The 25,685-nt window shown below is 60.3% G+C and carries 26 protein-coding genes; 6 read left to right on the top strand and 20 right to left on the bottom strand.

Going from position 1 to position 25,685, the window contains the following annotated elements; translation table 11 throughout:
• The first annotated feature begins 64 nt into the window (after positions 1 to 64).
• Positions 65 to 1,957, top strand: a complete 1,893-nt coding sequence (locus tag KQ933_RS08910) for a PhoX family phosphatase (protein WP_216758432.1) — start codon at positions 65 to 67, stop codon at positions 1,955 to 1,957.
• A 130-nt stretch (positions 1,958 to 2,087) separates the two neighbouring features.
• On the opposite strand, the gene KQ933_RS08915 is transcribed toward KQ933_RS08910, so the two are convergent.
• Complete coding sequence (locus KQ933_RS08915; RefSeq protein ID WP_253958292.1) at positions 2,088 to 2,459, bottom strand: NIPSNAP family protein; 372 nt, start codon at positions 2,457 to 2,459, stop codon at positions 2,088 to 2,090.
• Between the two features lie 374 nt (positions 2,460 to 2,833).
• On the opposite strand from KQ933_RS08915, the gene KQ933_RS08920 reads away from it, so the two are divergent.
• Positions 2,834 to 3,544 (top strand): DNA helicase, encoded by a 711-nt coding sequence (locus tag KQ933_RS08920; RefSeq protein ID WP_216758433.1) that lies wholly within the window; start codon positions 2,834 to 2,836, stop codon positions 3,542 to 3,544.
• A gap of 417 nt (positions 3,545 to 3,961) precedes the next feature.
• Positions 3,962 to 4,597, top strand: a complete 636-nt coding sequence (locus KQ933_RS08925) for a DUF1062 domain-containing protein (protein WP_216758434.1) — start codon at positions 3,962 to 3,964, stop codon at positions 4,595 to 4,597.
• Positions 4,598 to 4,829: 232 nt separating this feature from the next.
• Here KQ933_RS08925 and KQ933_RS08930 read toward each other — a convergent pair whose 3' ends face one another.
• The 3 genes from KQ933_RS08930 to KQ933_RS08940 form a co-directional block, all read right to left on the bottom strand.
• Positions 4,830 to 5,390, bottom strand: a complete 561-nt coding sequence (locus KQ933_RS08930; RefSeq protein ID WP_253958294.1) for an NUDIX hydrolase — start codon at positions 5,388 to 5,390, stop codon at positions 4,830 to 4,832.
• Between the two features lie 130 nt (positions 5,391 to 5,520).
• Positions 5,521 to 6,525, bottom strand: a complete 1,005-nt coding sequence (locus KQ933_RS08935) for an inorganic phosphate transporter (RefSeq protein WP_216758436.1) — start codon at positions 6,523 to 6,525, stop codon at positions 5,521 to 5,523.
• Positions 6,525 to 7,169: a DUF47 domain-containing protein gene (locus tag KQ933_RS08940; protein WP_216758437.1), complete on the bottom strand. Its 645-nt coding sequence runs from the start codon at positions 7,167 to 7,169 to the stop codon at positions 6,525 to 6,527. Before KQ933_RS08940 ends, KQ933_RS08935 begins: the two co-directional genes overlap by 1 nt.
• 113 nt (positions 7,170 to 7,282) lie before the next feature.
• On the opposite strand from KQ933_RS08940, the gene KQ933_RS08945 reads away from it, so the two are divergent.
• Positions 7,283 to 7,837: an NUDIX hydrolase gene (locus KQ933_RS08945; protein ID WP_216758438.1), complete on the top strand. Its 555-nt coding sequence runs from the start codon at positions 7,283 to 7,285 to the stop codon at positions 7,835 to 7,837.
• A 23-nt stretch (positions 7,838 to 7,860) separates the two neighbouring features.
• Here KQ933_RS08945 and KQ933_RS08950 read toward each other — a convergent pair whose 3' ends face one another.
• From KQ933_RS08950 to KQ933_RS09000, 11 genes are all read right to left on the bottom strand, one after another.
• A complete protein-coding gene (locus KQ933_RS08950; protein WP_216758439.1) occupies positions 7,861 to 8,703 on the bottom strand; it encodes an oxaloacetate decarboxylase in 843 nt (280 codons plus the stop codon).
• 131 nt (positions 8,704 to 8,834) lie between these two features.
• Positions 8,835 to 9,407 (bottom strand): hypothetical protein, encoded by a 573-nt coding sequence (locus KQ933_RS08955; RefSeq protein ID WP_216758440.1) that lies wholly within the window; start codon positions 9,405 to 9,407, stop codon positions 8,835 to 8,837.
• Positions 9,404 to 9,802, bottom strand: a complete 399-nt coding sequence (locus KQ933_RS08960; protein WP_253958295.1) for a hypothetical protein — start codon at positions 9,800 to 9,802, stop codon at positions 9,404 to 9,406. Before KQ933_RS08960 ends, KQ933_RS08955 begins: the two co-directional genes overlap by 4 nt.
• A gap of 22 nt (positions 9,803 to 9,824) precedes the next feature.
• Positions 9,825 to 14,354, bottom strand: a complete 4,530-nt coding sequence (locus KQ933_RS08965; RefSeq protein WP_216758441.1) for a caspase family protein — start codon at positions 14,352 to 14,354, stop codon at positions 9,825 to 9,827.
• A 273-nt stretch (positions 14,355 to 14,627) separates the two neighbouring features.
• Positions 14,628 to 15,389: an ABC transporter permease gene (locus KQ933_RS08970; RefSeq protein WP_216758442.1), complete on the bottom strand. Its 762-nt coding sequence runs from the start codon at positions 15,387 to 15,389 to the stop codon at positions 14,628 to 14,630.
• Positions 15,386 to 16,312 (bottom strand): ABC transporter ATP-binding protein, encoded by a 927-nt coding sequence (locus tag KQ933_RS08975; protein WP_216758443.1) that lies wholly within the window; start codon positions 16,310 to 16,312, stop codon positions 15,386 to 15,388. Before KQ933_RS08975 ends, KQ933_RS08970 begins: the two co-directional genes overlap by 4 nt.
• A gap of 449 nt (positions 16,313 to 16,761) precedes the next feature.
• Positions 16,762 to 17,244 carry a GNAT family N-acetyltransferase gene (locus KQ933_RS08980; RefSeq protein WP_216758444.1) on the bottom strand — a complete coding sequence of 161 codons (483 nt, stop codon included), beginning with the start codon at positions 17,242 to 17,244 and terminating at the stop codon, positions 16,762 to 16,764.
• Between the two features lie 93 nt (positions 17,245 to 17,337).
• Positions 17,338 to 17,628 carry a hypothetical protein gene (locus KQ933_RS08985; RefSeq protein WP_216758445.1) on the bottom strand — a complete coding sequence of 97 codons (291 nt, stop codon included), beginning with the start codon at positions 17,626 to 17,628 and terminating at the stop codon, positions 17,338 to 17,340.
• A 7-nt stretch (positions 17,629 to 17,635) separates the two neighbouring features.
• Positions 17,636 to 17,869 (bottom strand): hypothetical protein, encoded by a 234-nt coding sequence (locus tag KQ933_RS08990; RefSeq protein WP_183734746.1) that lies wholly within the window; start codon positions 17,867 to 17,869, stop codon positions 17,636 to 17,638.
• A gap of 229 nt (positions 17,870 to 18,098) precedes the next feature.
• Entirely contained in the window at positions 18,099 to 19,034 is a 936-nt protein-coding gene (locus KQ933_RS08995; protein WP_216758446.1) for a flagellin, read from the bottom strand.
• Positions 19,035 to 19,223: 189 nt separating this feature from the next.
• Positions 19,224 to 19,475 (bottom strand): DUF982 domain-containing protein, encoded by a 252-nt coding sequence (locus tag KQ933_RS09000; protein WP_216758447.1) that lies wholly within the window; start codon positions 19,473 to 19,475, stop codon positions 19,224 to 19,226.
• A 211-nt stretch (positions 19,476 to 19,686) separates the two neighbouring features.
• Here KQ933_RS09000 and KQ933_RS09005 point away from each other — a divergent pair, with 211 nt between their 5' ends.
• Positions 19,687 to 20,418 carry a Crp/Fnr family transcriptional regulator gene (locus tag KQ933_RS09005; RefSeq protein WP_216758448.1) on the top strand — a complete coding sequence of 244 codons (732 nt, stop codon included), beginning with the start codon at positions 19,687 to 19,689 and terminating at the stop codon, positions 20,416 to 20,418.
• A 12-nt stretch (positions 20,419 to 20,430) separates the two neighbouring features.
• On the opposite strand, the gene KQ933_RS09010 is transcribed toward KQ933_RS09005, so the two are convergent.
• The 4 genes from KQ933_RS09010 to KQ933_RS09025 all read right to left on the bottom strand — a co-directional run bounded on the left by KQ933_RS09010 (position 20,431) and on the right by KQ933_RS09025 (position 23,766).
• A complete protein-coding gene (locus KQ933_RS09010) occupies positions 20,431 to 20,925 on the bottom strand; it encodes a sigma-70 family RNA polymerase sigma factor (protein WP_216758449.1) in 495 nt (164 codons plus the stop codon).
• Positions 20,926 to 21,181: 256 nt separating this feature from the next.
• Positions 21,182 to 21,565, bottom strand: a complete 384-nt coding sequence (locus KQ933_RS09015; RefSeq protein ID WP_216758450.1) for a response regulator — start codon at positions 21,563 to 21,565, stop codon at positions 21,182 to 21,184.
• 370 nt (positions 21,566 to 21,935) lie between these two features.
• Positions 21,936 to 22,910: a flagellin gene (locus KQ933_RS09020; RefSeq protein ID WP_216758451.1), complete on the bottom strand. Its 975-nt coding sequence runs from the start codon at positions 22,908 to 22,910 to the stop codon at positions 21,936 to 21,938.
• Positions 22,911 to 23,175: 265 nt separating this feature from the next.
• Positions 23,176 to 23,766 (bottom strand): AAA family ATPase, encoded by a 591-nt coding sequence (locus KQ933_RS09025; RefSeq protein WP_216758452.1) that lies wholly within the window; start codon positions 23,764 to 23,766, stop codon positions 23,176 to 23,178.
• A gap of 134 nt (positions 23,767 to 23,900) precedes the next feature.
• Between KQ933_RS09025 and KQ933_RS09030 the strand changes: the two genes are divergently transcribed.
• Entirely contained in the window at positions 23,901 to 24,248 is a 348-nt protein-coding gene (locus KQ933_RS09030) for an ADP-ribosylation/crystallin J1 (RefSeq protein WP_216758453.1), read from the top strand.
• Between the two features lie 7 nt (positions 24,249 to 24,255).
• On the opposite strand, the gene KQ933_RS09035 is transcribed toward KQ933_RS09030, so the two are convergent.
• Positions 24,256 to 25,542: an extensin family protein gene (locus KQ933_RS09035; protein ID WP_216758454.1), complete on the bottom strand. Its 1,287-nt coding sequence runs from the start codon at positions 25,540 to 25,542 to the stop codon at positions 24,256 to 24,258.
• Positions 25,543 to 25,685: the final 143 nt, after the last annotated feature.

Consider the following 25,685-nt stretch of genomic DNA (forward strand, 5'->3'; position numbering starts at 1 on the left):
ATGTGATCCTGCAGAGCTAAGGCCTTTGCTGGACAGATTCTACAAGCAAAAACGGAGAACCAGCATGGCTCATATCGACACCAACAAATTGTCCTGGGACGAATGGGACGAACTGCAAAATCCGCCGCCGGCAGAAACCGATTTCGACCGCGTCGTCGAATCGGCCGTCTCACGCCGCAGCTTCCTTGGCGGTATCCTGGCCTTCGGCTCAGCCGCCGCCGCCATGGGAACGCTCGGCAACCTGATGAATTCCACCTCGGCTCAGGCGCAGGAAGCTTCGTCGCGCTTCTCCTTCAAGCCGATCCCGGTCTTCACCGACAACACCGTGCACGTTCCTGACGGCTATGCATGGAAGCCACTTGCCAAATGGGGGCAGCCACTGTTCTCCAACGTCCCGGATATCGATCCCGTCAACGGCGTCAGCGTCGAACATTCCGACAAGGTCTTCGGCGAAAACACCGACGGCATGGAGTTGTTCGTGATCGGCGGCCGTCAGGTCATCGCCGTCAACCATGAATACGTGAACAACGAAACCAATCTTCCGCACAACGAAAAAGGCATGCCGAAGACCGCCGACGACGTGAAGATCCTGCAAAACCTTCAGGGTGTTACCGTCATGGAAGTCGCCGAAGGCGAAAACGGCTGGGAAATCGTGCTCGACAGCCCGTTCAACCGCCGCATTACCCATCTGACGCCCATGAAGATCTCCGGTCCGGCTGCGGGCTCCGACCTCGTCAAGACCGAGGCCGATCCGAACGGCACCGACTGTCTCGGGACCTTCAACAACTGCGGCGCCGGCAAGACGCCGTGGGGCACCTATCTCACCTGCGAGGAGAACTTCAACGGCTACTTCGGTTCGACCGATCCGAACTTTGCCATGCCCAGCGACTTCAAGCGTTACGGCATCGCGGCCGAAACCCGATACGGCTACGAAGCCTTCGATCCCCGTTTCGACGTGTCGAAGAACCCGAACGAGCCGCGCCGCGCCGGCTATATTGTGGAAATCGACCCCTCGGACGCTTCCTCGACGCCGATCAAGCGCACCGCACTCGGCCGCATCAAGCACGAGAACGCTGCCGTCGTGATTGCCCGCGATGGTCGCGTGGTCGTCTACATGGGTGACGACGAACGCGGCGAGTTCCTCTACAAGTACGTTTCGAACGACATCTACGTTCCGGGCGGCGACACCTCCAAACTGCTGGATGAAGGCACGCTCTACGTCGCCAAGTTCGTCGATGACGGCAATGGCGAGTGGCTGGCCCTGACACCGGAATCGACCGGCATGAAGATGGACGAGGTTTGCGTCTTCACCCGCCAGGCCGCCTCCAAGGTCGGCGCCACGACAATGGACCGTCCGGAGTGGGTCGCCATCAACCCGGTCGCGATCGAAGCCTATTGCGCACTCACCAACAACACCAATCGTGGCGTGAAGAAGAATGCCGGCGGCGACGACATGCCGGTCGGCGGCGCGAACCCACGCGAGAAGAACGCTTATGGCCAGATCGTCCGCTGGTATCCGGAAAACGACGACCACGCCGACGGCAAGTTCAAATGGGACCTGTTCGTCATGGCCGGCAATCCGGACGTTCACAAGGACGCCTATGCCGGCTCGTCCAACATCAACTCCGGCAATATGTTCAACTCGCCGGACGGCATGATGTTCGACTCGACAGGTCTCTTGTGGATCCAGACGGATGGCGAAGACACCAACGAAGGCGACTTTCTCGGCCAGGGCAACAACCAGATGCTCGCCGGCGACCCGGCGACCGGCCGCATCGAGCGTTTCCTGACCAGCCCGAAGGGCGCAGAAGTCACCGGTCAGACCTGGTCGGCCGACAAACGAACCCATTTCGTCGGCATCCAGCATCCTGACGCGCCCTTCCCGGACGGCGAAGGCAAACTGCCGCGCTCGACGATCATTGCGATCAAGCGCAACGACAATGCCATGATCGGCTGAGCGCTCGTCTCTCGACACGGCTTCGGGGGCGCTGGCATAAGCGCCCCCGTTTTTAAAAGTTGCCCCCAAGTCGCGATTTTCACGCGCTCTTTGCCGCGGGATCGGATCAGGCGATCGGTGGACATACATGCTATTCGCTGCGCGGCAGCGGTCGCAGAAACAGGCGCTCGTAACTCCTGAACGGCGGATCGGCCCCGAAGCGCGCATTGGCCGCGATACTGTCCGGATCGGCGGCGACGCTGGCACGGTAGCCGAGATAGGTCTCCTCATCCGGGAAGGTGAAAAGAGCGATGGCAATATTGCCCTCCCCATCCGCCCCGGCACCGGGAAAGCTCAAACCGGCACCCTCAGGCTTTTCGCGCGGCATGAAATAGCCGTGATGGGTTCCGCCATAGCGCTCGATCAGTTGGACCCAGACCTCGGCATAGGCTTCGAATTCCGTGCGTTTTCCGGGATCGAGGCGGTAGCGCACTTCGCAAGTGACGGGCATGGTCGATTTCAAGGAATTTCCTCCCATGTCAGCATATAGAGCAATTCCAGCAGAAGTGCTTGAGCGTTTTGCGTCCGCAATTGCGTGATCAACCCGCTCAAGCCGGAAACCGCGCGTCAGAGCCTGCCATCTCCCCGAAGTAGCCGTAGTGGATGCCGGCGGCCCGTTATCGGCGTCAGGCGGAGCCGCTGTACTGAAGTCTCCCACCCCATCATTTCCCGCTTGTCGCGAATCGCTGATCCCGTTACCTCTTGAGGCAAGGCTCTACCCAAGCCTCCTCCCTCCATCCGGGAAGCATCGTCCATGCGGGGTAATCGACGACAGAACCATCTGTTCGGGCGCCGCATAAGGAGGGGTTGCGTTTCCGGCTCGCAATGGAGGTTTCAATGAAATTGTCTGCACCCATCTATCAATTGAAACGTCGGGCGAAAGTGCTGGCGCGGACCGATACTATCCCGCTCCATCAGGCGCTGGATCGAATCGCCGAGGAAGAAGGTTTTCCGGCCTGGAGCCTGCTTGCCTCGCGCTATGAAACCGAGGGATCGACCACATCCATGCTGTCACAGCTTGCGGATGGCGACCTGTTGCTGATCGCCGCCCGTCCGGGCCACGGCAAGACCCTGCTTGGCCTGCAGCTTCTCCTCGATGCCGTCGCAAAGGAGCGAAGGGCGACCTTCTTCACGCTCGAATATACCAGGCAACAGACCCTGCAGCGCATCCATGCCCTGCCCGAAGGGGAAGCGCTTGGCGATAAGGTGGAGATCGTCACCTCGGACGAGATCAGCGCCGATTACATCATGCGCCATCTCGCCGGTGCCCCGCGGGGAACGGTTGCCGTCGTCGACTATCTGCAGATCCTCGACCAGCAGCGCATCAAGCCGAGCCTTTCGGAACAGATGACCGCCATCAGCAGCTTTGCCCGCAAAACCGGCATCATCATGGCCTTCATCTCGCAGATCGACAGGTCCTTCGAGGCCGACAGCAAGGGCCTGCCGGATCTGACCGATATCCGCCTGCCGAACCAGCTCGATCTCAGGCTCTTCAGCAAGGCCTGCTTCCTGCACGATCGCAAAGTCCAGCTTCAGCATGTAGCTTAAGTTCTAAAGCGGGGCCGGCACCGGCCCTCGGCTGCAGCGGGCGCGCCTTCAGCACAAAGTTGCATAAATGCCGCATATCGCAGCTCCCGCGCCGGGGCTGCGATATGACACTCCCGTTCGGCCAGATCATTTGCTATCCCTGCTGCCGAAGAGCATTGGCGCATCGAGGTAGACTTTGCCTAAGTAATCACCGGTCTCAATCCAGTTTCACCCGTACTGCCGGATAGCCGCGGGCTGTCGGCGTATGAATATGTTCATCGGGTGGCGGCAAGAGACCGGTTTGGCATTGTTCTCAATGTGCCAGTAACAGCTCTGCTGTGTCTGCTCTTCAGCCACCCCCAACCATCGCCACACCGCGCCCTCAAGGCATTTCTCTCGCGCCATCTTGGTGAACTTCCGAATGGAAGACCAAGACTTATGTGCGATACTTTACGGGTCCGATGGACCATCACACCCAAAACCGCCCCTCAGCCCTGGATTGCCTGCAGTGGATGCGGCGGATTGAGAGCCTTTCAATCCAGTGGCAAGATCCGGCTCAATGCCAATGGCCGCAGGCTGGATGCCTGGCTGATCTATAAATGCCTGACCTGCGACAAGACCTGGAACCGGCCGCTCTTCGAGCGGCAGAACGTGCGCGACATCGATCCGGCCATTCTGGAAGCGCTGCAATCCAACGATATCAATTGGATCCGGACGGAGAGCTTCAACCTCCAAGCCTTGAAACGCAAGTCGCAGCGCATCGACGAATTCCCTGAATTCGACATCGCCAGGGAGGTGGTGCGCGAGACTGCCGGCTGGACGCGGCTGGAGATCGAACTGGTGGTGCCGTTGTCCGCGGGCACACGCCTAGACCGTCTGCTGGCATCCGAGCTGGAGCTTTCGCGCACGCGGCTTCAGGCGCTCCACGAGAAGCGTCTGCTGCGGACGCATCCCGATCGCGCCGACATCCTGCGGCGGCGGATCAAGACCGGCATAGAAGTGATGATCGACCTCGCGGCGACAGCGGATCGCGAGTTCTCCTGGGGACCTCTGGCGACCGGCAGTCCGCGGTAGCCTAAAGCATGTCGCGCAAAAGTGTGCAGCGGTTTTGCGATAACGACATGCGTAAAACAAAGAGATGCGCGAAGGCCCGTTGTCGGGCCTTCGTCATTCCAAAGTGCATTTGGCGGCAACTACAGCGCCGCGCGTCTTTTCAGACGCGCAAAGGACGCTGTAGCACTTTAAATTGCTGCATAATTTCATCCTTAGATCGATTCCGATTTAAGGTATTATGCAGTAACGGCTGTCAGTGCGAGGCTGGCGACGTGGCGAGCGACACCGCCGCCTCATGCAGCGGCCGCCGTCCGGCGATCCGGCGCGGCTTCAGCCGGTCCTGCGATGTCAGGGGATTTTCCGCATCGATAGACCGGAAGAGCGCCTGCAGCTCCGGCTCCTCGACAAGCAGGGCGGCCTCTGCCGGAGAAACCCAGATCTTCAGCCTCTGGGCGCGCTCCGGAAATTGACTGACCTCGTTTCTGAGCCTGAGCAGGTGGATCGAGACCGTCAGCGGCGTCTCGTTGTCCTTCATGTAGGTGTAGTAACCGAGTGGCCTCTTCCTGACCTTGCCGATGATACCGGCTTCTTCGAGCGCTTCGCGCTGAGCGCAGCGATAAGGCTTTTCCTTCCTCTCCAGATAGCCCTTCGGGATCACCCATCGTCCGGTATCCCGGCTGGTGACGAGCAGAACGCTCAGCCTTCCGCCTCTTTCGACGCGGCAGCAGATGGCGCCGCACTGATGGGTCCGGCGGCGGCCGGCACTTGTCGGTATCTTCGCATTCAATTCAGACAGATGCTCAGACAGATCCATCGCCCGCTCGCCATCGCCTTCTCCTTGCATAGGAAATAGAGCGCAACAGGTGATCGAAAATAGCAGCACCTGAAATTAGAGTACCGGATGCGCGAAACCCGAGCCTCTGCCCGCAGATCGTCCCCTGCTCTCAGCCGAACAGGCTGGCGATACCGTAAGAGGCGGCAGCAATGGCAGCGGCTGCCGGCATGGTGATGATCCAGGCGATGACGATATTGCCTGCCACGCCCCAGCGCACGGCGGACAACCGCCGCGCTGCGCCGACACCGATGATCGCGCCGGTGATCGTATGGGTGGTGGAGACGGGAATGCCGAGCCAGGTCGCAGCAAAGAGCGTCAGCGCCCCGCCGGTTTCGGCGCAGAAACCCTGCATCGGATTGAGCCGGGTGATCTTCGAGCCCATCGTATGAACGATCCGCCAGCCGCCGAAAAGCGTGCCGAGCGCCATCGCCGACTGGCAGGAAATGACCACCCAGAGCGGCACATGGAAGCTGCCGCCGAGATGCCCCTGGCTGAACAGCAGAATGGCTATGATGCCCATGGTCTTCTGCGCGTCGTTGCCGCCATGGCCGAGCGAATAGAGCGAGGCGGAGATGAACTGCATGAAGCGGAACGTGCTGTCGACGGCAAAGGGCGTCTGGCGCACGAACATCCAGGAGACCATGAGAACGAAGAACAACGCCAGCAGGAAACCGATCGCCGGCGACATGACGATCGCGCCGACCGTCTTCAACAACCCGCTCCAGACGATCGAGCTGACGCCGACCTTCGCAAGCCCCGCTCCGACAAGCCCGCCGACCAGCGCATGCGACGACGAAGACGGGATTCCGAACAGCCAGGTGACGATGTTCCAGACGATCGCCCCCATCAGCGCCGCAAAGATCACCTGCGGCGAGACGATGGCCGGGTCGATGATGCCGGTGCCGAGCGTTTCGGCGACATGCAGGCCGAAGAACAGGAAGGCGATGAAATTGAAGAAGGCGGCCCAGGCGACGGCATATTGCGGCCGGAGAACGCGGGTGGAGACGATCGTCGCGATCGAGTTTGCCGCATCATGCAGCCCGTTCAGAAAATCGAAGAACAGCGCGACGCCGATCAGACCGACCAGCAGCGGAAGGGAGAGAGAGGCTTCCATCAGACGTTCTCGATGACGACGCCGCTGATTTCGTTGGCCACGTCCTCGAACCGGTCGACGATCTTTTCCAGGTTGGAGTAGATCTCGCTGCCGATCATGTAGGCCATGGCATTGCCGCTGGCCCCATGCCGGCGATAGAGGTCTTTCAGCCCCTCGTCATGCAGCTCGTCGGAGCGTCCCTCGACCCGCGTGATCTCCTCGGCAATCGCCGAGAGTTTCGAGGCATTGGCGCCGATCTTGTCGAGCAGCCCGATCGCCTGCTGCATCAGGATCGCCGCCTTGATGATCTCTCCGCCCATTTCCCGCATCAGCGGATCGAAGCTCGATTGCTCGAAGAGCCGGATGATCTTCACCGTCTTGTGCATCATGTCGATCGCATCATCCATGGACTGGATCAGGTCCTTGATGTCGCCGCGGTCGAAAGGCGTGATAAAGCTGCGGCGGATCGCCAGCAGCACCTCGCGGGTGATCTGGTCGGCATCGTCCTCCAGCGCGACGATACGGTCGCAATTCTCCTCGACATTTTCGCCCTTCAGCAGTTTCTCCATCGCCTCGGCTGCTGCGACCACCGTTTTCGCATGCCTGGAGAACATCTCGAAGAAGCGGTCCTCCCGCGGCATCATCTTGCGAAACACGCTCATCATATCGGGCGATCCTTCCCTGTGCGGACGACTGTCCATAGGAGACTGTCATAAATCTGTCATAAAGCGTCGCAGGCAATTGATCGAAAAAGTAAAAATTGACAATGCTAGATGTCATGAAATCCAATAAAAAAGGCGCAAAATCCCGCGCCGGCACATCCCTGCCACTCTTGAAGCAGCTTGCAGCGAGGCCCGAGAAGCTTTTCTCCGGCGCCTTTCGCCAGCAATATGGCGCCGTCTGCTTCCGCTATCGGAAAGGCAGTCCCGACACCGACCGCCTCGAAATTGAAGTTCTCGTCGTCACCACGCGCGACAGCGGCCGCTGGATTATTCCAAAGGGCTGGCCGATGAAAAAGAAGAAGCCGCATGAGGCAGCCGCGATGGAAGCGTGGGAGGAAGCCGGCGTGCGCGGAACGGTCAGCAAACAGCCGGTCGGCCGCTATACCTATCTCAAGGAACTGGATGACGGCGACGTTGTTCCCTGCATCGTCGACATCTTCCAGATCGAGGTGGAGGCCGCCCAAAGCGAATTCAGGGAAGTCGGTCAGCGCATGCTGGCCTGGGTAAGCCCCGACGAGGCCGCCCGGCGTGTGCGCGAACTCGAACTGAAATCCCTGCTCGTCGACTTCCGCCCTCGGCCCGGCAAGAGGCAGCGCAAGAAAAAAGACTGAAGAGCAGACATCGAACGATGGCCCTACTCCCGGCCCCAGCTCTTCTCCTGCGACATGAGCTGGCTGAGCGTGGCCGCCGGGATCGCATCGGCGGCATAGGTAAAGGTGCCCGATGATTTCACTTCTTCGGCCGCCCGCAGCAGTGCACCGAGCGCCGCGCGCGCGAAGGACCCGCCGACACTCACGCGGCGCACGCCGGCAGCCGAAAGTTCGGCAACGCTGTAGCGCGGCCCTTTCAGCCCCATCACCACGTTGACGGGCTTGTCGACGGCCGCGCAGACCGTCCGGATGGCGTCGATGTCAGGCAGGCCGGGCGCATAGAGCACATCGGCGCCGGCCGCCGAAAAAGCCTGCAGCCGCCTGATCGTGTCATCGAGATCGGGCCGCTCCCACAGAAAATTCTCCGCCCTTGCCGTCAGCAGGAAAGGCAGTGTCCGCGCCGCCTCTGCTGCAGCCTGCACACGCTCGACAGAATGCGACAGATCGTAGATCGGGCGGGCCGGTTCGCCGGTGGCATCCTCGATCGATCCGCCGACCAGCCCGACCTCGCAGGCCAGCCGGATCGTCTCGGCGCAGATCTCCGGTGCTGCGCCGAACCCATCCTCGAGATCGGCCGATACGGGAAGATCGGTGGCGCCGACGATCTCGGCGGCGTTATCGAGGATTTCACTCCGGGTCAGGCTCGCAAAGGAATCCCGCTTGCCCTTGGAAAAGGCATAACCGGCGCTGGTCGTCGCCAAGGCCTCGAAACCGAGACTCGTCAGGATTCGGGCCGAGCCGGCATCCCAGGGATTGGGAATGACGAATGCCTCATCCCTCTGATGCAGCGCCTTCAACCGCTCGAACTTCGTCTGTTGTCCTGCCACGACTCTCCTCCTCCGCAAATGACAGCGAGGTTAGACTAGCATTCGCGAACAAAATGTGAACAACCTTGTGGGGCCTGTGCGGGCAAATCCCGCAATCAAAGCACCATTTTGGTGGCGATGGCGAGAAACGGTCAATTCAATCGCGCCGACAATGCCTCAAGTGCCGGAAGCCCACCGGGCATATCGCGCTGGTTGGCTTCGAGGTGCGGGCGGAAAACCTCAAGGAACGATTTGACCGTATCGTTGAAGAAGATCGTGGCCGTCTCGTCGGAGCAAAGATCTGCGTCGAGGCAAAGATTGAGCTTGTTGAAGAAATAGGCCACGTCGCGGATCTGTCGCTTCGCCTCGTCGTTCGATTCCAGGCTGGCGTTGAATTTCTCGATCACCTCTCTCCTCGCTTTCTCGTCCGTCTCGGCCGTCTCTATCCGTTCTTTGGGCAGCTGGACCAGAAACCCGGTGTAGCGCTCACGCAGCTCCCAGTAAGACTTCTTGTACTCCTCTCTTTCCCAACTATCGATAAGGCGGAACGTATATCTGTTCCGCTCGTCCGCCGCGTTGTTGTAATATTCAAATATGACCCAGCCGGCTCCGACCAGGGCTATAAGGATGCCCGCCGTGGTGACGGCCTGACTCCAGATTTCCCAGGACTCCGCACGCACCCACAAAAACCGGTTGGGCTTCCTGCCTGCTGGTTGCACGCTCACGGCTGGCACTCTTCCTGAAGGTCGAAACTCCGTCTCGGATCGAGATTGTTGCCCTGCGCGTCCAGCAGACGTCTGAGGCAAACGATGCTTGCGGTATCGAGGATATAGACCGAGCGTAACGCGACTTGCTTAGCACCATCCTTTTTCTGCTCACCGCTACCCAGCAGAGGCATGCTGTCGATACCGCGTTTCTCCTCGTCACTGGCTCCGCAGGCAGAAAAATTGACCTCCGCACGCGAAGCCGGAGAGCTCCTGGCGGTCGCGAGTATCTTGTCGTAGCTCTGCTGGAAACAGCTTGCCAGCGCCGTGTTGAGTTCCACTACCTCATCGCAGACGTAGCAGATCGGATCTGCCCGAACCGACAGTGCCGACATCACGGCCAGCATGGCGCCCATGGCCAGTCTTGATCTGAAAACGTTAGAAGAGCGCATAGTCCCCCACCAATCTGCTGTTGATAATCCATGGCGTTTGCTGCCCTTCGCTCTGATCGACAACCAGCGCCTTGACGCCTCGATAAAGCTCGGAAGCCTCTATTCTGCCATTTCCATTGCGATCGTATCGTCCGCGCTCTGCTCCCAGCACGTCGGCAATCGCATGCGTAAACAGGCCTCCCGTCTCGTACCGCCCCTGAGACTGCTGCCGGCCCTTTGCCGCCGCAAGCACGGTGATGTTCGACTTCAGCCGCGCAAGATTATTGGCAAGATCATCGTTGGTAGCGGCGATGCTGTTTCCGACCAGCCCCGAATGGCAGGCGTCAAGCAGCACGGTAACCCGTGCTTCCGTCCGCTCCAGCACCGCCGAGAGCCGGTCGAAAGGAAGCGCCGTGTGTTCGAGATCTGCGGGGTCCGTTGCCGAGGTCGCAAAGTAGAACCGTCCCTTCTCGTCCTGCAGGCCATGCCCGGCGAGGAAGAGCACGGCATGATCGCCGCGCGACAGTCCCGCCAGCAGCTTTTCGGTCGCCGCCAGGATTGCATCGGGCGTTGCACGGCGATCCTTCGGACCCTCCACGACCGTGAATGCCGGCCCTGCCCCCTGCGGATGCCCGAGCACGTCAAGAAGCAGACCGGCATCACGAAGGGCGTAGTTGAGGGATGGCAGGGCCTCATTCTCATAGGTGTTGATGCCGATGGCGAGAACACGATTGACCGATCGCTGCTGCGCCGGCGGCCCGGCATCCACAGAGACCGGAAGGCTTGCCAGCGCATCCGCACTCGAGGCGATCACCGAAATCCAGCGCGCGTCCTTCAGCCGCGCGAAGGAAATATCGTGCCCGGCCACCGCTGCACCTTGCAGATCGAAAGTATCGGTGAGAACCCCGTCCTGAAACACGCTGAGACGCGTGACCCTCTGTCCGTCATAATCGAGAGCAGCCGTCATGCGCTCCGGACCGTCACCAGACAGACTGCCGTCGAGCGATGGCGGAACACCGATATCGCCGCCCTCCGGCGAGGTCCATTTCTGCGCCAGCACCATCTGCGCAAGATCCCGGACACGACGCTCCGGCCCGAAGCGATCAAGGCTGAATTGTCCCGGCTGTCCGGGAAACTTCAGATCGATGATCGAGGCTGCTTCGGCGGTCGCATCATAGTGATAGTCGGCCGTCCAGATGGCGACTTCGTCGTCGACGATGCGTCCGGACAGGGGCGTTTCACCTTTCTTTGCCAGTGAATGCAGATAGAAGTTCCCGTCCGAATTCAGCTGGACGGCAAAGCGCCGATCCCCAGTCAGCCAGGCATCGGTGAGCAGATCGCCATTCGGCAGGTTTTCTCCGATCCAGAGGAACTTGCGGGTCTGCCGGTCGACGACGCTGATGACGCCGTTGCCCGGAGCGTAGCTCACCAGCAGGGCGTCATTGGCCTTGATCTCGAATGGATGCTCATACCAGAGCCGCTGGCCGGCATTCTCAAAGAAGAAGCTTGCCTCCAGAAGAACCGCCTTGCCGCCCTTCCTCAAGGGTGCTGCGAAGTCGATGTAGTAAATGGCGTTATAGGGGCGAAGGCTGCCCAGGGTCGCACCTGCGACGCAGGTTGCCCGTGCAACCCAGCTTGCGCCGCGCGGCGTGCGAACGGTTGCGACTTCGACGACATCGCGCGGGAGGAGAATTCGGCGCTCGCCGGCGCTTTCCTCCAACATCAGGTGTTCGCAGTCGTTCTGCATCGTCTCGTCTTCCGGCAGCGACCAGCCGGTCTTCCAGCCAGCAGTCTTTGCGTCGGCCTGCATCTGCTCCATCGCGGTCTTTGAGCGTTCGAGCCTGGCGGCGAACTCCCCGGCATATAGCGACCTCTTCTCCCAGGCCTGGTCGACTTCAACCGGATGCTGGCCGTCCGTCATCGGATCAAGTTCAATGCCGAGCCGCGCCAGTTGCTCCGGCAGGGTTTCCTTCAGCGGCTTGCTATTGCCCGCCTCGGCAAGCCGTCGGACCTCCACGGCGTCGAGTGTCCGCGCCGTGAGCCCAACCCGATCGAGCGTGCGTGAAAGCCGGTCGGCAAACGGCCTTGGTGGCGAGCCCTCCTTCGTCTCGTCGATCTGGTCCCGATAGTCGGCAGCGAAGATGAATCCACCCGCGACATCCAGATCGCGCGCCATGCTGACGGGAGAAACAAGTCCGAGCGACCAGAACGTATTCATGTTGATGGCCAGCGTCTCGCCACCCTCCGAACTATATCCGCCCTGCGCATCCGAGATTGACGCATAGCCGGTGTTCTGCAGCGCACCGACGCGGTAGCCGAGATTGCCCCAGATCGAAAAAGCGGCATTTTCCAGATCGATCCCGACACGCGTATTACCGCGCCCGGCCTCGCAGCAGGAAGGGCCGGTCATCTGCGCCCGGATGTCGAGGAAGCTGCCGAATGTCGAGGAGAGATTGACCATGCCCCACGGCACGGAGGTCGTGAAGACGACGCTATCACCAAGGGCCCAACGCAGGTTACCGGAATCGATCGTCGCCGTCGTCTTGCCGTCGATCATATCGACGATGTCGGTGCGCCCATTCTGATCGACTGCGATGAAGCGGTGCGTCGGGGAAATCAGGAGATTCGAGCCCGCCCTTTCGACAATCTCGGTACCGGTTTGCGTATCCCTCAACAGGAACCGCTTCTCGTTGAGGAATATCTCCCGAGAGCCTTCGGGAACCTCGATGACGTCGGTGAAGGCCGCACGCCCGTCAGGTGTGTTGAGGACGATCTCTGCGCGCGACGGCTTTACATCGAACGTTTGTTCACCGGCCTTCAGCGCAATCTCCTTCTGGCAGCCTCTGATATAGCCGACGACATCGACCGCTATCGCCTGCCGCCCGGCGACGAGAGGCAGGATATCGAACGCGCCCTTCGCCCCGGCACCACGTGTTGCGAGCGAAACGAGCGCACGCGTCTCGCCTTCTCCGGCCTTGATGGCAAAAGGATTGGGTGCCGACGGGCCGAGCGCGATATGACCCTTGCCGGAGAAGCGAACGGCCTTCGAATGAACAACGATCCAGACAGGAATACGCTCGGCGAGCGTATTGCCGCTCCACTCGAACCGGATAGCCTCTCCCACGCGCGCGGAAGTGTCAGTCGAAAAGGTCCACTTCAGCTGCTCGGCAAGCGCAGACAGCGCCGCCTCTTCTTCCTCGCAGGTGCCGCCGAGTTTCTGCGCGGCAGTCCTCACACGCGCCTGGTATCCGGCAAGCGTGTCATCCGGCCGCCACCGCACCGAACCATCGACGACCGGCCCCGGCCCGTCGGTCGGTGGCGGCGCAAATCGCGCTTTCGAGCCGGTAAACCGACCGCTTTTCGCACCGGCAAAAGGCGTCATCCGCCCCGTCCCGCTCTTGAGGAAACATGTTCCACCGGTGGGATTGAACGTATAGGCCAGACACATTTCCGTCTCGCTGCACAGGCGAGCGCACTGCCCTTCGTCAAGGGCACGCAGAAGAGGATCCTTCAGGCCCGACCGGATGTCGGCTCCGGCAAAATCCACATTCGGCTGGTCCACCCAGCTTTCCTTGTTGTCAGGCAGTGCCGCCACCTCGTCCGGCAGCCTCTTCAGGCGTCCGGCATAGGGGTTTTCGCCGCTGCGCAGCCGGGTGAGCAGCACGTCGCATTCGTTCTTGACGCGCTCATACTCGCCTGCAAATCCGCCGAGTGGGAATGACAGGCTCTCATCTGCCGTCGTCGTCGTCAGCGCGCGACCAGAAAGCATCTGCGCAAACAGGCCGGAACCCTCGCCGTCGATCGTCGGACCCGGATCAAGGATATCGAGGGTCACCGCAGTCTGCCGGCCATCATCCACGCGCAGCGTGACGACGGGCCTATCCTCGTCGCTTTTCCGAAAGACGCTGAGATCAAGGAAGAAGCCACGCTCGATGTCGCAGGCAAGACTGATGCATTTCTTTTCATACTTGCCGGCGACGCAACTTTGGCTGGCGCGCTGGTCGGACTCGCTGACGGTCCAGTTTTGACCACCTGGCACCCTGTTCTGCGCAATCACCTGCGCAGGCGCGGGCTGTGCCGTCGCCGGCCGGCTCGCAATCTCCTGTTCCATATTGTCGGCATGCGCCTGCCGGATGGTCTTCGGCGCCGTCCATCCCCGGTCCTTTGCCCAGGCCGCAAGCGCCGAAAGCGTCGCAGCACTCGACTGGCCGTCGACAGGCCCGGCATAATAGCCGAGTTTCACAAGCCCCGCCTGCACGCGCTGCACGGTCGGATCCGAAGCACCCGGGCTCTGGCTGTCAGGGTTTTGCGCACCGACACCCCGTCCCGCCAACTCCTTTTCCAACGCTGCCACATGCGCGCTACGCAGCGTAGACGGTGCCTCCCACCCCCTGTCCCTCGCCCAGTCGATGACCGCGTCCCAGGTGCCAGGTGCAGCAAGCCCGTCGACCGGACCATGATAGTAACCGAGCGTCGCCAGCGCCCGCTGCAGGCGAACGACTTCCTGGGTTGTGAGCTGGGAGCGAAATTCTCGCACCGAAGTCTGCGTTTTTCGCGAATTTCCGAACAGAAAATTCTGCTGTGCCTGCATCGGCATTGGACAAGACAGTAAAACGGCGAAAGCCAGTGCGAAAAACATTCGCATCATAATTTTTCCAGCGCCCCAGATCGCCTCAAAACATGACTTGACCTCTATTCAGCCTGAATCAATTGAGAGACGCAACCGATTTTATCGGGCGTGAAAGTAATTTCCTGCTGATCTACTTCCTGTTATTTGGCGTGCAACGTGGCACTCCATATCGACGCCCGCTCAGTTGCGCAGCCGATACCCCGTCTTGAAGATCCACCCAAGCGTGCTGAGACAAATCACCAGAAACAGCGAGATCATCCCGAGGCTGACCAGCGGGTTGACGTCGGCAATCCCGAAGAAGCTCCAGCGGAAGCCGCTGACGAGGTAGAGCACCGGGTTGAAGTGGCTGACGGCCTGCCAGAAGGGCGGCAGCATGTTGATCGAGTAGAAGCTGCCGCCGAGGAAGGTCAGCGGCGGCACGACGAGCATCGGGATGAGGTTGAGCTGCTCGAAATTCGTCGCCCAGATGCCGATCATGAAGCCGAACAGGCTGAAGCTGATCGCGGTCAGCAGGAAGAACAGCACCATCATGAGGGGATGCTCGATCCGGACATCGACGAAGAGATTGGCCGTGAGCAGAATGATGACGCCGATGATCAGACCCTTGGTGGCCGCCGCGCCGACATAGCCGATCAGGATTTCTGTCATGGCGACCGGCGCAGACAGGATCTCGTAGATCGTGCCGGTGAATTTCGGGAAATAGATGCCGAAGGAGCCGTTGCCGATGCACTGGCCGAGCAGCGTCAGCATGATGAGGCCGGGCGTGATGAAGGCGCCGTAAGACACGCCCTCCACTTCCTGGATGCGCGAGCCGATGGCAGCGCCGAAGACGATGAAATAGAGCGAGGTGGAAATGACGGGCGAAATGACGCTCTGCAAGAGCGTGCGCCGCGTGCGCGCCATCTCGAAATAATAGATCGATTTGATCGCTTCGAAGTTCACTTTGCGGCTCCTACCAGCGATACGAAGATATCTTCGAGCGAGCTCTGGCGCGTCGAGAGATCCCGGAAATTGACGTTGTTTTCCCCAAGCCGGGTCAAAAGCGATGCGACGCTTTCGTGCTCGTTGTGCGTGTCGAATTCATAGACAAGCCGGTTACCCTCGGCCTCGATCGACAGGCCGTTGCCGGCAAAGCAATCCGGAAGCTTGTCGAGCGGTTCGTTGAGTTCGAGGATCAGCTGCTTGCGGCCGAGCTTGGCCATCAGCGCCTGCTTGTCTTCGACGAGCAGCAACTCGCCGCCATTGATGACGCCGACGCGATCGGCGATCTCTTCGGCCTCTTCGATGTAATGCGTCGTCAGGATGATGGTGACGCCTTCGGCGCGCAGCCGCTCGACGACATGCCACATGTCCTTGCGCAGCGTCACGTCCACACCCGCCGTCGGCTCGTCGAGGAAAAGAATCGAAGGCTCGTGCGACAGCGCCTTGGCAATCAGCACGCGCCGCTTCATGCCGCCGGAGAGCTGGCGCAGCATATTGTCCTTCTTGTCCCAGAGAGACAGGTCGCGCAGCACCTTTTCGATATGGGCGGGATTGGCCTTCTTGCCGTGCAGGCCGCGCGAAAAGCTGACCGTATTCCACACCGTCTCGAACTGGTCGGTGGTCAGCTCCTGCGGCACCAGGCCGATCAGCGTGCGCGTGGCGCGGAAATCCTTGACCACGTCATTCCCATCGACCACGACCACGCCGCCGCTCGGATTGGCGATACCGCAGATGATCGAGATCAGCGTCGTCTTGCCCGCCCCATTCGGCCCGAGCAGCGCCAGGATTTCGCCGCGTTCGATTTCGAGGTTGATGCCCTTCAGCGCCTGGAAGCCATTTGCATAGGTCTTGGTGAGATTTTGGACGGAAATGATCGGTGCCATGGGGCTCTTTGCGGATATCAGTGCGATTTCGCCCGCTATATAGCCCCTTTGTGAAGCTTTGACATCCCGAAGAGCCTGAACACAGAATTCACACCATCATTCCAGCCCCCGACAATGTCAGGCATCGGATGCCCGTCCACAGCGAAAATCGGCCGATGAAAAGAAAATCATCGCCTCCTTCCCGATGTCATCAATCGGTGATGTTCATCCCCCATAAGAACACGCGAGGACAGCACCGGCTCCCGCCCGCCGCCCACCCCTTTGCGGAGCCGCCCTCTCGGCGATCTCGTTACGCCTTTTCTGCTGACCTCGGCATTGTAGTGAAATTGATTGTCAGTCACGAAATGCCTGGAACCGGCCAGTAACCCCTGTTCAGCCGCGTTCGTCTAAGCCGGCCCTAGGCCGGCTTTCTTTTTTGTTGCAGATGAGAAGGGTCTTTAATCCGCTATCTAGAGTTCCCTGAACATCACGAGCGCATCGACATAGCCGAGATCGGGATGATTGAACGCCCCCGGAAGCCGGCCGACAACCTGAAAATCGAGCGACTGCCACAGCCGCACTGCCCGCTCGTTGGAACTGACGACGAAATTGAACTGCATGGCCCGGAAGCCGCGCTGGCGCGCATGGGCAAGCGAGTGCTGGTGCATGATGCGCGCCACACCCTGGCCCGCCGCAGCCGGCGCGGTCATATAGCCGCAATTGCAGACGTGATTACCGCCACCGGCCTGATTGGCCTTGATATAATAGGTGCCGACGACGTTGCCGCCGTCATCGGCGACGAATGTCTCCTTGTCGGGGCCGAGCCAATAGTTAAGCGCATCGGCTTCGCTCATGTCGCGGTCGAGCGTATAGGTCTCGCCCGCCCGGATGACAGGTTCCAGGATGGTCCAGATGGCGTCGCGGTCTTCCGCTCTGGCAGGTCGGATCAGCATGGCCGCATGTTCGCACGAGCAGATGGCGCTCCGCAACTGCGGCATGGCGGCTGGAAGCGTGCTGAGAAACAAGAAGATGTGAAGGGAGCTGCTTCAGTCGTTGAGGCTGTCGAGGATATCGTGGAGAAGCCGCTCGGCATAGCGCATCGTTTCGAGCTCTTCTTCCGGCGCGAGCTTATGCGCAACGCATTCCGCCCGCATGGCGGTTCTCAGCTTCGCAAGCAGCGCAGCCTGTTCATAGGGCGTAAACGCGCTGTCGCGAACGCTGATCTTCGCAATCGTCTCCAGAATCGCGATCCGCCCTTCCACCTGCCTTGCCGAGCCGACATAGGATGACCGCGACGGCCGGAGATTTCGGCGCGGGAATGTTACGATATTGCCCATGCGCCTCTCACAGGGCCGGTGTCTTGAAATCGGAGCCTGACAGCATGGTGTGCAGCTTGTACTCGCTGTCGGCGCCCTGCTGGTAAAGGTCGATTGTCATACGGGCGAGCTCACGCGCTTCCTTGCAGTCGCGCGACAGGCCCCGCTCTGCACAAAGCCGGTTGAAGGCCTTCTGCACGATCGCAAGCTCCACGGCACCGATCCAGCGGTCAGGCGCATCCGTTCTGATATTCGGTTGCATGATTTCCTCCCGATCGCTCCTTGAAGATGCTGCCAAACGCATAAGGGAGCAGAGAGTTCCATACAAAATGCAGAACGCAAAAATTTTCCATCGAGCCTCGCCGTATGCCCCGGTTCAAGGCCTGCAGGCGACTCTGCAGCCGCTCTGAAAGGAAAAACATGCGCGTTTGAAGCTTTTGCGTTTCTCCTTTGTTTGGAAACATCCTGAAGCCGGCGCTCGTCGCTCTCGTTCAGCTCCGGAAGAGCGACAGAATGTTCTGCGGCGCGCTGTTAGCGATGGAAAGCGATTGCACGGCCAGTTGCTGCTGCGTCTGCAGCGCCGACAATCGCGAGGACTCCGCCTCCATATCGGCATCGACCAGCCGCCCGACGCCACTGTCGGTGGAATCGCTGAGCGTGGAGACGAAATCCTCCTGCATGGTGATGCGCTTCTGCAGCGAGCCGAGCTCGGAAGCCGTGGCGACCATCAGGCCCAACGCCTGCTCCACATCCTGCAGCGCGTTGCCGATGCCGCCCGACGTGGTGAGCGTCGTGATGTCGAGTGCGTAGACCGACTGGCCGGATAACTTTCCCGCGCTCGTGCCGAGTATGCCCTCGTTGAGATTTTCGAGGCTGCCGCCGGTCGCCCAGGCACCGAACAGGGTATTCGAATCAAGGAGATTGCTGCTTCGGGCGACATAATCCGTCATCGTCACCTTCACATTGCCGCTGCCGTCGCGCACGAAGGAGGACACGACCGAGCGGGTCGTCAGGTCGATGGCGATCATCCAGTTCTCGCCGGAGAATGAGGCCGACCGGGCAATGCTCAGCAACTGGTCCTGTAACTGATCGATCTCTTCCTGCACTTTGGCTCTGTCGACGCCCTTCTCCGAAGCGGCGACGAGCTTCGCCTTGATCTCGCTCACCACGTCGATGGCGCTCGACATCGCGGTATAAGCAGTGTCCACCTTTGCCGCACCAAGGCCCAGCGCATCCGAAACCGCCGAGAGCGCCTTGTTGTCCGAACGCATGGTTGTGGCGATCGACCAGTAGGCGGCGTTGTCGGCTGCCTTGTCGATCCGATAGCCCGAGGAGACGCGCTGCTGCGTATCCCGAAGGCTGCCGTTCACGTTGCGAAGCGTTTGAAGTGCGGCAATGGCGGAATTGTTCGTGATGATCGACGACATCAAAGGCTCTGTTATTCAACGAGAAAGTGATCATTGGATAGGAGAATCGATGCGTCATGCACCCGAGGATGAAGAACTTATCGGCGGGGTAAGGTTAACAATTCCTTGCTGAACTACCCCTCGATCTTACGGCCGGCCAAAACGCCTGCCGTCGGCTTGGAAACGGATCATATGGTTGTGACGGCGATATCAGGCTTCGTCATCGATGCAGAGCACGCCGACGGCATCGGCCGCATCGACGAAGGCTTCCCGCGCCTCGTCTGGCAGAAGCTCGCCTTCCGAGACGGCCGCAAAGGAGGCCAGCGCATTCTCGAAGGCCAGACCGTAGGTGACAGGCCACTTTTCGGCGAGAAGTGCTGCCGCGTGGCCTGTTCCACGCACGGTGATGAGGCTCTCCTGCCCCGGAAGCCGGATATGCAGCGGTATGGTCCAATCTGACATGATGAATAGCGCCGCTGCCTGCCCCCGGTTGATCGTGTCGGCCCCTCAAACTCGACCACCGTAGTAAAGTTCCCTCGGGGCGCCCTGAATGCCCCAAATAAGATCACCATTTGGTGACAGTGTGAGGGCCGCAGGAGTTGCCGGTAAACAGACCGCAACCGGGAACCTCAGCCGTTGTCTCGAGTCGGATGGTTTGACGAAGAGGAAAGCCATGGACAAGGCGCTTTACGCGGCGGGCGACAATATATTGCTCGCAAGGATGGACGAGGAGGCGAGACGGCATCTGGCCCCTCACCTGGAGCCGCTTGTCCTGCCGCGGGGCTTTGCGCTGTCGACATCAGGCCATGAGGTGAAATATTGTTATTTCATCGAGGACGGCATCGCCTCGATCATCGCGAGATCGGCGGCCGACCGATCGAGCGAGGTCGGCATCGTCGGGCGCGAAGGCATCGTGCCGCTGACGCCGATCCTCGACAGCACGCATGCGACCTTCGACATTTTCATGCAGCTGGAAGGGCGTGGTTCGCGCATCGCCCTGGAGCCGCTGCAGGAAGCGCTGAAGGCCGTACCGTCTCTGCGCCGGCTCCTGAACCGCTATGTCCAGACGTTCATCGTCCAGGCGGCTTTCACCTCGCTTGCCAATGCCAATCAATCCATCGAGCCGCGGCTGGCGCGCTGGATCCTGATGTGCCACGACCGCATCGACGGCGACCACATCGGCCTGACGCACGAGTTCCTGGCCCTCATGCTGTCGGTCCGCCGTGCCAGCATCACCAACGCGCTGCATGATCTGGAAGGCAGGCTGCTCATCTGGTCGGAGCGCAGCATGGTCACCGTCCGCAATCGGGCGGGCCTCGAAGAATTCGCCGGCGATTCCTACGGTCGTGCAGAGCGGGAATATCGCCGGCTGATCGGCGAACTCAAGCAGCCGGACACCGTCTAGCAACGATCCGGGCTAATGATGATAGCCGATATCGTCCGCAATGCGGTGGCGGGCGCGGTTCACCCGGCTCTTGATAGTGCCGATCGGACAATGGAAATGGTCTGCCGCTTCCTCATAGGAGCGCCCATCCACGAAGATGAAGGCGAAGGCAGCGCGGTAAGGCTCCGGCAGGTGTCCGCAGGCAGCCTCCAACTCATGGCCGCGCAGATGCCATTCCTGATCGGCCGGCACGCTGCCCTGCGACGAAGCGCATTCCTCCGAACCGAGCGTCTCGCGCTGTCTGAGGCGGAAGCGTGTGCAGAAGGCATTGCGCATGATCGTGAACAGCCAGGATTTCATCCTCGTGCCCTGTTTGAACTGTTCGATATTGCCAAGCGCCCTGACAAGCGTTTCCTGCACGAGATCGTCCGCATCCGCGGACGACCGGTAAAAGGTGCGGGCAAATGCCCTGAGTGCCGGAATGAGTGTGACCACTTCCTCTTGAAGAACGTCGCGGGAATGTTTCATGTCACTGCTCCCTGGAGCCGTGCGTCCCTTCGGACACACTCACTCTTTGAATCTACGCATCAGGCTTTCGGAAAATCGATTCCGATCTCGGGCCGATGCCGTAGCCGTTCATATGGAGGGCTCTTGATGTGGATCCCTCGGATATCGAGGCCTCCGCTGCTCAGAGAAAGGGAGGCAGCGTCCTGTTCGTTCCATAAATGGCATCTTGGTACGATATCGCACAATAGGCACGCTGCCGGCCTCTGAAAGGCCGGACTCAGCCGCCGTCTTCGCGCGACGCAAAGAGCGCCTTGGCGATCTCGGCGAGTGCGGAGAGGTTCTCGCTGAGCAAATAGCCGCCATATCCTGCGGCGATATCCGCATCGGCATGAGGCATCGCAAAAACAAAGGGTATCTGGGCATCCTGCAGCCGCTCGGCGAGCGGAAACACCACGTCGCCCTCGATGCGTATATCCAGAATGGCGCCGTCGATCCTGGCCATATCGAGCAGCGCCAGGCCGATTTCCGCTGATGACGCAGGTCCGACGATGACGACCCCGGCCTTTTCCAGCGCAAGCCGCACCGCATCGGCGACCATGTCACCGCTTTCGACAATGAGCAAATGCTTACCCGCCAGAAGCCCGAGATCGTCGATCTTCATCCATCCCCGCAATCGCCTCATCCCCCGGGATCAGGCTCCAGGATCAGGCTGAGTGTCCCTAACCGCTCATCGCGGCGAAGGTTTCCGGCGCAAACTCGGGACATCCGCCCGATCTGCGGCAGGGCGGGAACAAGCGGTCTGTTGCGACAGGACGGCCCATGGCAAACTCCGCCACGCGCGCCGATACAAGCGCATTGAACATGACGCATCGAAGGCTGTCGTGCCATTGAACCGATTGGTGATTCATGCGCACAATGTCGAGGAGGCGGATGGCTATGTCTGCGCCAATGCGAAAGACCCGTGCCGGAGCCCCATTTAGGTTTCCAGCCGGGCCTTTCGCAAAAAAGTTGAGCAGCATCAGCCGCTCGGACTAGCCGCGGAAGAGGCTGAGCAGGTTCTGGGAAGAACTGTTGGCGATCGACAGCGACTGGATGGCAAGCTGCTGCTGCGTCTGCAGCGCAGAAAGCCGGCTGGATTCGTCTTCCATATTCGCATCGACGAGACGGCCGACACCGGAATCGATGGAGTCGCTGAGCTTGGTGACGAAATCATGGGCCTGGTCGATACGGGCTGAAACCGCGCCAAGCTTGGCGGCGAAAGAGGTCATCTTCGTCAGATAGGTGTCGGCCGCCATCAGCATGCCCTGGACATCCTGCGTCGTGGTCGAGGAAGTCAGCTTCATCTCGTTGCCGGCCGAGCCTGCCTGCGAGCGGATCAGGAACCAGTCTGTGGGCGTGGTGCCGACGCCGCTGACATTCGGCTGCTGCACGGTGACGCGCATGGTCAGCAGGCCGCCGTAATCTGCCTGGTCGCTGATCAGCGCCAGCTTGTCGACATCGACTGCGATCGTGCCGACGGAAACCGTACCATTGCTGCCGCGATTGAAGGAAGAAACGAGCTGCTCGATCGGCACACCGCTCGGCGGCGCATTGACACCCTTGTAGAGCCAGTTCTGGCCGCTGAAGCTTGCCGACTGCGAGATGCTTTTCAGCTGGTCCTTGAGCTGTTCGAGCTCCTCGCCGACCTTGGTCTTGTCGACGCCCTTTTCGGTAGCGGCCACCAGCTTGGCCTTGATTTCGGACATGACGTCGATAGCGGAATCCATGGCCGTGTAGGCCGTATCGACCTTGGCGGCGCTGATGCCCATTGCATCCTCGACGGCGCCCAGCGCCTTGTTGTCAGAGCGCATGGTCGTGGCGATCGACCAGTAGGCGGCATTGTCGGATGCCTTCTGTACCCGGTAGCCGGAAGAGACGACATTCTGCGTATGGTTGAGACTGGAGCCGACGCTTCTAAGCGTCTGCAAAGCAGCCATTGCCGAATTATTGGTATTGATCGACGTCATCGCACAGCACACCCATGGTAAGTTTGAGGGAAACATCACAACCAGGAAGTCATCATGTCTTCGCAGCGTTTTGCCATATTTGCGGTGGAACCGATTAAAAATGATTTACTAAAAGAAACGTTAGAATTTTAATTTCCACGAAGGGATGTATTATTTTTATTGCCTGCTCGAATGACAATTTGTTCCAAATATACCTATGCGGGCGAATCCTGGACCAAAAAAGTACTTTTAACTATTTCGTCGCGGCTGAGTTGCGTAAACTCGTTCACGAAACCGGGCCGCCTGCCCTGCCCGAAACGACGGACAAGTGCCGCCGGATCGCCTCGGCGCCCTCCTCTGCAGACATGGCGGTGACGTCGAGGTTGAGCGTGTTCGCATGCTCGGGATCGAGCACCTGCAGCGTCCGGCTGCGCTCCTTTGATGCCTCAGCATTGACCGATTTCAGCCGCTCGCGCCGCTCCGGCATGGCAACCCGCCGCGACAGTTCCTCCGTCTCGCAAAGCAATCGTACCGGTACCAGCAGCGACCCGCGCTGCCCGGCAGCATCGGCAATCTGCCGGAAGGTGCGGTGACTGCGCTCATCGCCGTGAACGCCGGCATGGGTGAAGATGAAATTCGCTGACGGCGCGCTGAAAGCGACGATCGTATCCAGAACCGTCTGCCGCACCCTGCCCGTCTGCTCCCAGATCTCGCTTGGCAGCGGCTTTGTCAGATCATGATCGAGAACGCCCATCACCGGATTGTTGACCCAGTGATTGTCGATGATTTTAGCCCGGTAATGCGGGGCGAGTTTGCTCGCGATGGTGAGCTTGCCGGTACCGGGAAAGCCGATGAGCAGGAGGAAAATGCCGGTCATGGTGCAAGGCTCTGAGAATACGAATTGATCTATGTGGGCACTCTGGCCGGCCGCGCAGTCAGCCGCAATAGTCCTTCTCGCGCAACAGATTCTCGGCTAACAGTTTCAGCAACTTGTCACCTCAGAAAGTTCTCATGAGCGATATAACCATCACCCTCTGGCGCCCGGTAGGCCCCGAAGAACTGGCGCTCGTGCGCGAGCTCGGCATGCGCGGATTTCCGCCCCGCCTACCCGACCAGCCGATCTTCTATCCTGTGCTTTCGGAAGACTATGCCATCAAGATTGCCCGCGACTGGAACGTGCCGAGAAGCGGCACGGGCTTCGTGACCAAATTCGAGGTCCGCAAGGATTATCTCGATGGCTACGCCGTGCAGGAAGCCGGCGGCCGGGCACATCTCGAATATTGGATACCCGCCGAGGAGATGAACAGCTTCAATGCCGCCATCGTCGGCCATATCGAGGTAATCAAGAGCTTCCCGTAATGCCGGTCTACTTACAAACGGTCTTTCCGCTCCTGCGCGACATCAGGTCGAAGTGGAAATGGTTCCAGTGCTCCGGATTGTAGCCCGGGCCGAGCACGGTCGTGAAATAATTGCAGCTATCGCTGCGCACGGCCTTCAACAGGCGCCCTTCGCGGAAGGAGAACAGCCCCTTCTTGCGCACGTCGATCTTGTGGCCGTTCTTCAGTACGAACTTGCCGACATCGATGGCATTACCCTTCGCATGCTCAGAAATCGGATTGTATCTCTGGCGGCTGTTGTTCATGCGCCGGCAGGAATAGCCGCCGAGCGGCTCGATGGTCTGAATGCCGCTCCAGTAACGGAAGCGGGCTGATGGTGCGAGCTCGTTCTTCACCCATTTGGCGAAGGCGAGTGTAACCTGGCAGTTGAGGACGACCGCCGGCTTGACGCCGATATTGCCGGAGAGCCCCTTCAGTGACACGGGATACGGCACCTGGCAGGATGGCCCGTTGGAGATCGGCGGTCGGTCCTCGAAGATCACGCCCATGCGTTTCAATTCGCGGCGGCAGGAAAGCTCGGAAGCCGGCATGACACCGGGATCGACGGGCGCCGCCGGCTCGCTCATCATGGGATTGTTCGGCCTGATCATGGCGACCTGTTCCGGCTCATCCTCTTCCGGCACCCGTGTCGGCGCCAGAACCGGGCTGCCGTCGCTCCAGGTCTGAGCGCCGTTACTCGCCGCACGCATCGGCGCGCGGCTCATCTGGCTGGCTGCGACCGGCTGCGGCACGCTGCGCTGGTTCAGTTGTCTCGGATTGTCCGTGCCGATACCGTCGACGACGGGCTGGGTGGCGTCGCCCTCGGCGATCTGCTGCTGCTCGTCCTGTGCCAGCCCGACGACAGGCTCATTCTCAGCTCCGGCGCCGAGCTCCTCATCCATGTTGACGCCACCAGGGGGGATGGCGAGCGGCTTCACGCCGCCCCAGTTGCCGTTTGAGGCGACCTGCTGGCCCTGTTGCGGCGTGGTCATGGGCGCAGATTGCTGTGTCCCTGATCCGGCAAGATTAGGCGTATCGAGATAGTCGATCTGCCCCTGCGTATTGCCGACAGGCGTGCTTACGCCGGGATAGGGTTGCTGACTTTGGACCGGCGCCATGCGCACCGCCCCGCCGCGTGCCGGCGAAATGGAGCTGACACGCGTGCTGCTGTCGACATTCTCGGGCGGCACCAGCCCATCGCTGATCGAACAGGTCGTCAATGCCGCCGAAAGCAGGGCCGGCAGGACGGAGCGCCGAAGAAGGGAAAGAAACGCCATACTTATCGCTTCCGCATGCGGTCTGTGATCGGAAAACCTCGATTCAAATTTAATTAAAAACGGTGAATGAAAGCTTTACGTGTGGAGATTGCGCTGCTGCCGGCGGAAAAAGGCCGCCGGGGCGGCCTTTAAGTTGCGTTTCG

The sequence above is a fragment of the Rhizobium sp. WYJ-E13 genome (assembly GCF_018987265.1).
In the GTDB taxonomy this organism is placed as follows: Bacteria; Pseudomonadota; Alphaproteobacteria; order Rhizobiales; family Rhizobiaceae; genus Rhizobium.

Coding starts and splice junctions, on each gene's coding strand:
- KQ933_RS08985 (WP_216758445.1), bottom strand. CDS start 17,628: ATGGGCAATATCGTAACATTCCCGCGCCGAAATCTCCGGCCGTCGCGG.
- KQ933_RS09020 (WP_216758451.1), bottom strand. CDS start 22,910: ATGACGTCGATCAATACCAATAATTCGGCAATGGCTGCTTTGCAGACG.
- KQ933_RS08920 (WP_216758433.1), top strand. CDS start 2,834: ATGAAATTGTCTGCACCCATCTATCAATTGAAACGTCGGGCGAAAGTG.
- KQ933_RS08990 (WP_183734746.1), bottom strand. CDS start 17,869: ATGCAACCGAATATCAGAACGGATGCGCCTGACCGCTGGATCGGTGCC.
- KQ933_RS08980 (WP_216758444.1), bottom strand. CDS start 17,244: ATGCTGATCCGACCTGCCAGAGCGGAAGACCGCGACGCCATCTGGACC.
- KQ933_RS09030 (WP_216758453.1), top strand. CDS start 23,901: ATGAGCGATATAACCATCACCCTCTGGCGCCCGGTAGGCCCCGAAGAA.
- KQ933_RS08945 (WP_216758438.1), top strand. CDS start 7,283: ATGAAATCCAATAAAAAAGGCGCAAAATCCCGCGCCGGCACATCCCTG.
- KQ933_RS08910 (WP_216758432.1), top strand. CDS start 65: ATGGCTCATATCGACACCAACAAATTGTCCTGGGACGAATGGGACGAA.
- KQ933_RS09005 (WP_216758448.1), top strand. CDS start 19,687: ATGGACAAGGCGCTTTACGCGGCGGGCGACAATATATTGCTCGCAAGG.
- KQ933_RS08940 (WP_216758437.1), bottom strand. CDS start 7,169: ATGATGAGCGTGTTTCGCAAGATGATGCCGCGGGAGGACCGCTTCTTC.
- KQ933_RS09035 (WP_216758454.1), bottom strand. CDS start 25,542: ATGGCGTTTCTTTCCCTTCTTCGGCGCTCCGTCCTGCCGGCCCTGCTT.
- KQ933_RS08960 (WP_253958295.1), bottom strand. CDS start 9,802: ATGGGCGCCATGCTGGCCGTGATGTCGGCACTGTCGGTTCGGGCAGAT.
- KQ933_RS08925 (WP_216758434.1), top strand. CDS start 3,962: ATGTGCGATACTTTACGGGTCCGATGGACCATCACACCCAAAACCGCC.
- KQ933_RS08975 (WP_216758443.1), bottom strand. CDS start 16,312: ATGGCACCGATCATTTCCGTCCAAAATCTCACCAAGACCTATGCAAAT.
- KQ933_RS08930 (WP_253958294.1), bottom strand. CDS start 5,390: ATGGATCTGTCTGAGCATCTGTCTGAATTGAATGCGAAGATACCGACA.
- KQ933_RS09025 (WP_216758452.1), bottom strand. CDS start 23,766: ATGACCGGCATTTTCCTCCTGCTCATCGGCTTTCCCGGTACCGGCAAG.
- KQ933_RS09015 (WP_216758450.1), bottom strand. CDS start 21,565: ATGAAGATCGACGATCTCGGGCTTCTGGCGGGTAAGCATTTGCTCATT.
- KQ933_RS09010 (WP_216758449.1), bottom strand. CDS start 20,925: ATGAAACATTCCCGCGACGTTCTTCAAGAGGAAGTGGTCACACTCATT.
- KQ933_RS09000 (WP_216758447.1), bottom strand. CDS start 19,475: ATGTCAGATTGGACCATACCGCTGCATATCCGGCTTCCGGGGCAGGAG.
- KQ933_RS08995 (WP_216758446.1), bottom strand. CDS start 19,034: ATGTCGTCGATCATCACGAACAATTCCGCCATTGCCGCACTTCAAACG.
- KQ933_RS08935 (WP_216758436.1), bottom strand. CDS start 6,525: ATGGAAGCCTCTCTCTCCCTTCCGCTGCTGGTCGGTCTGATCGGCGTC.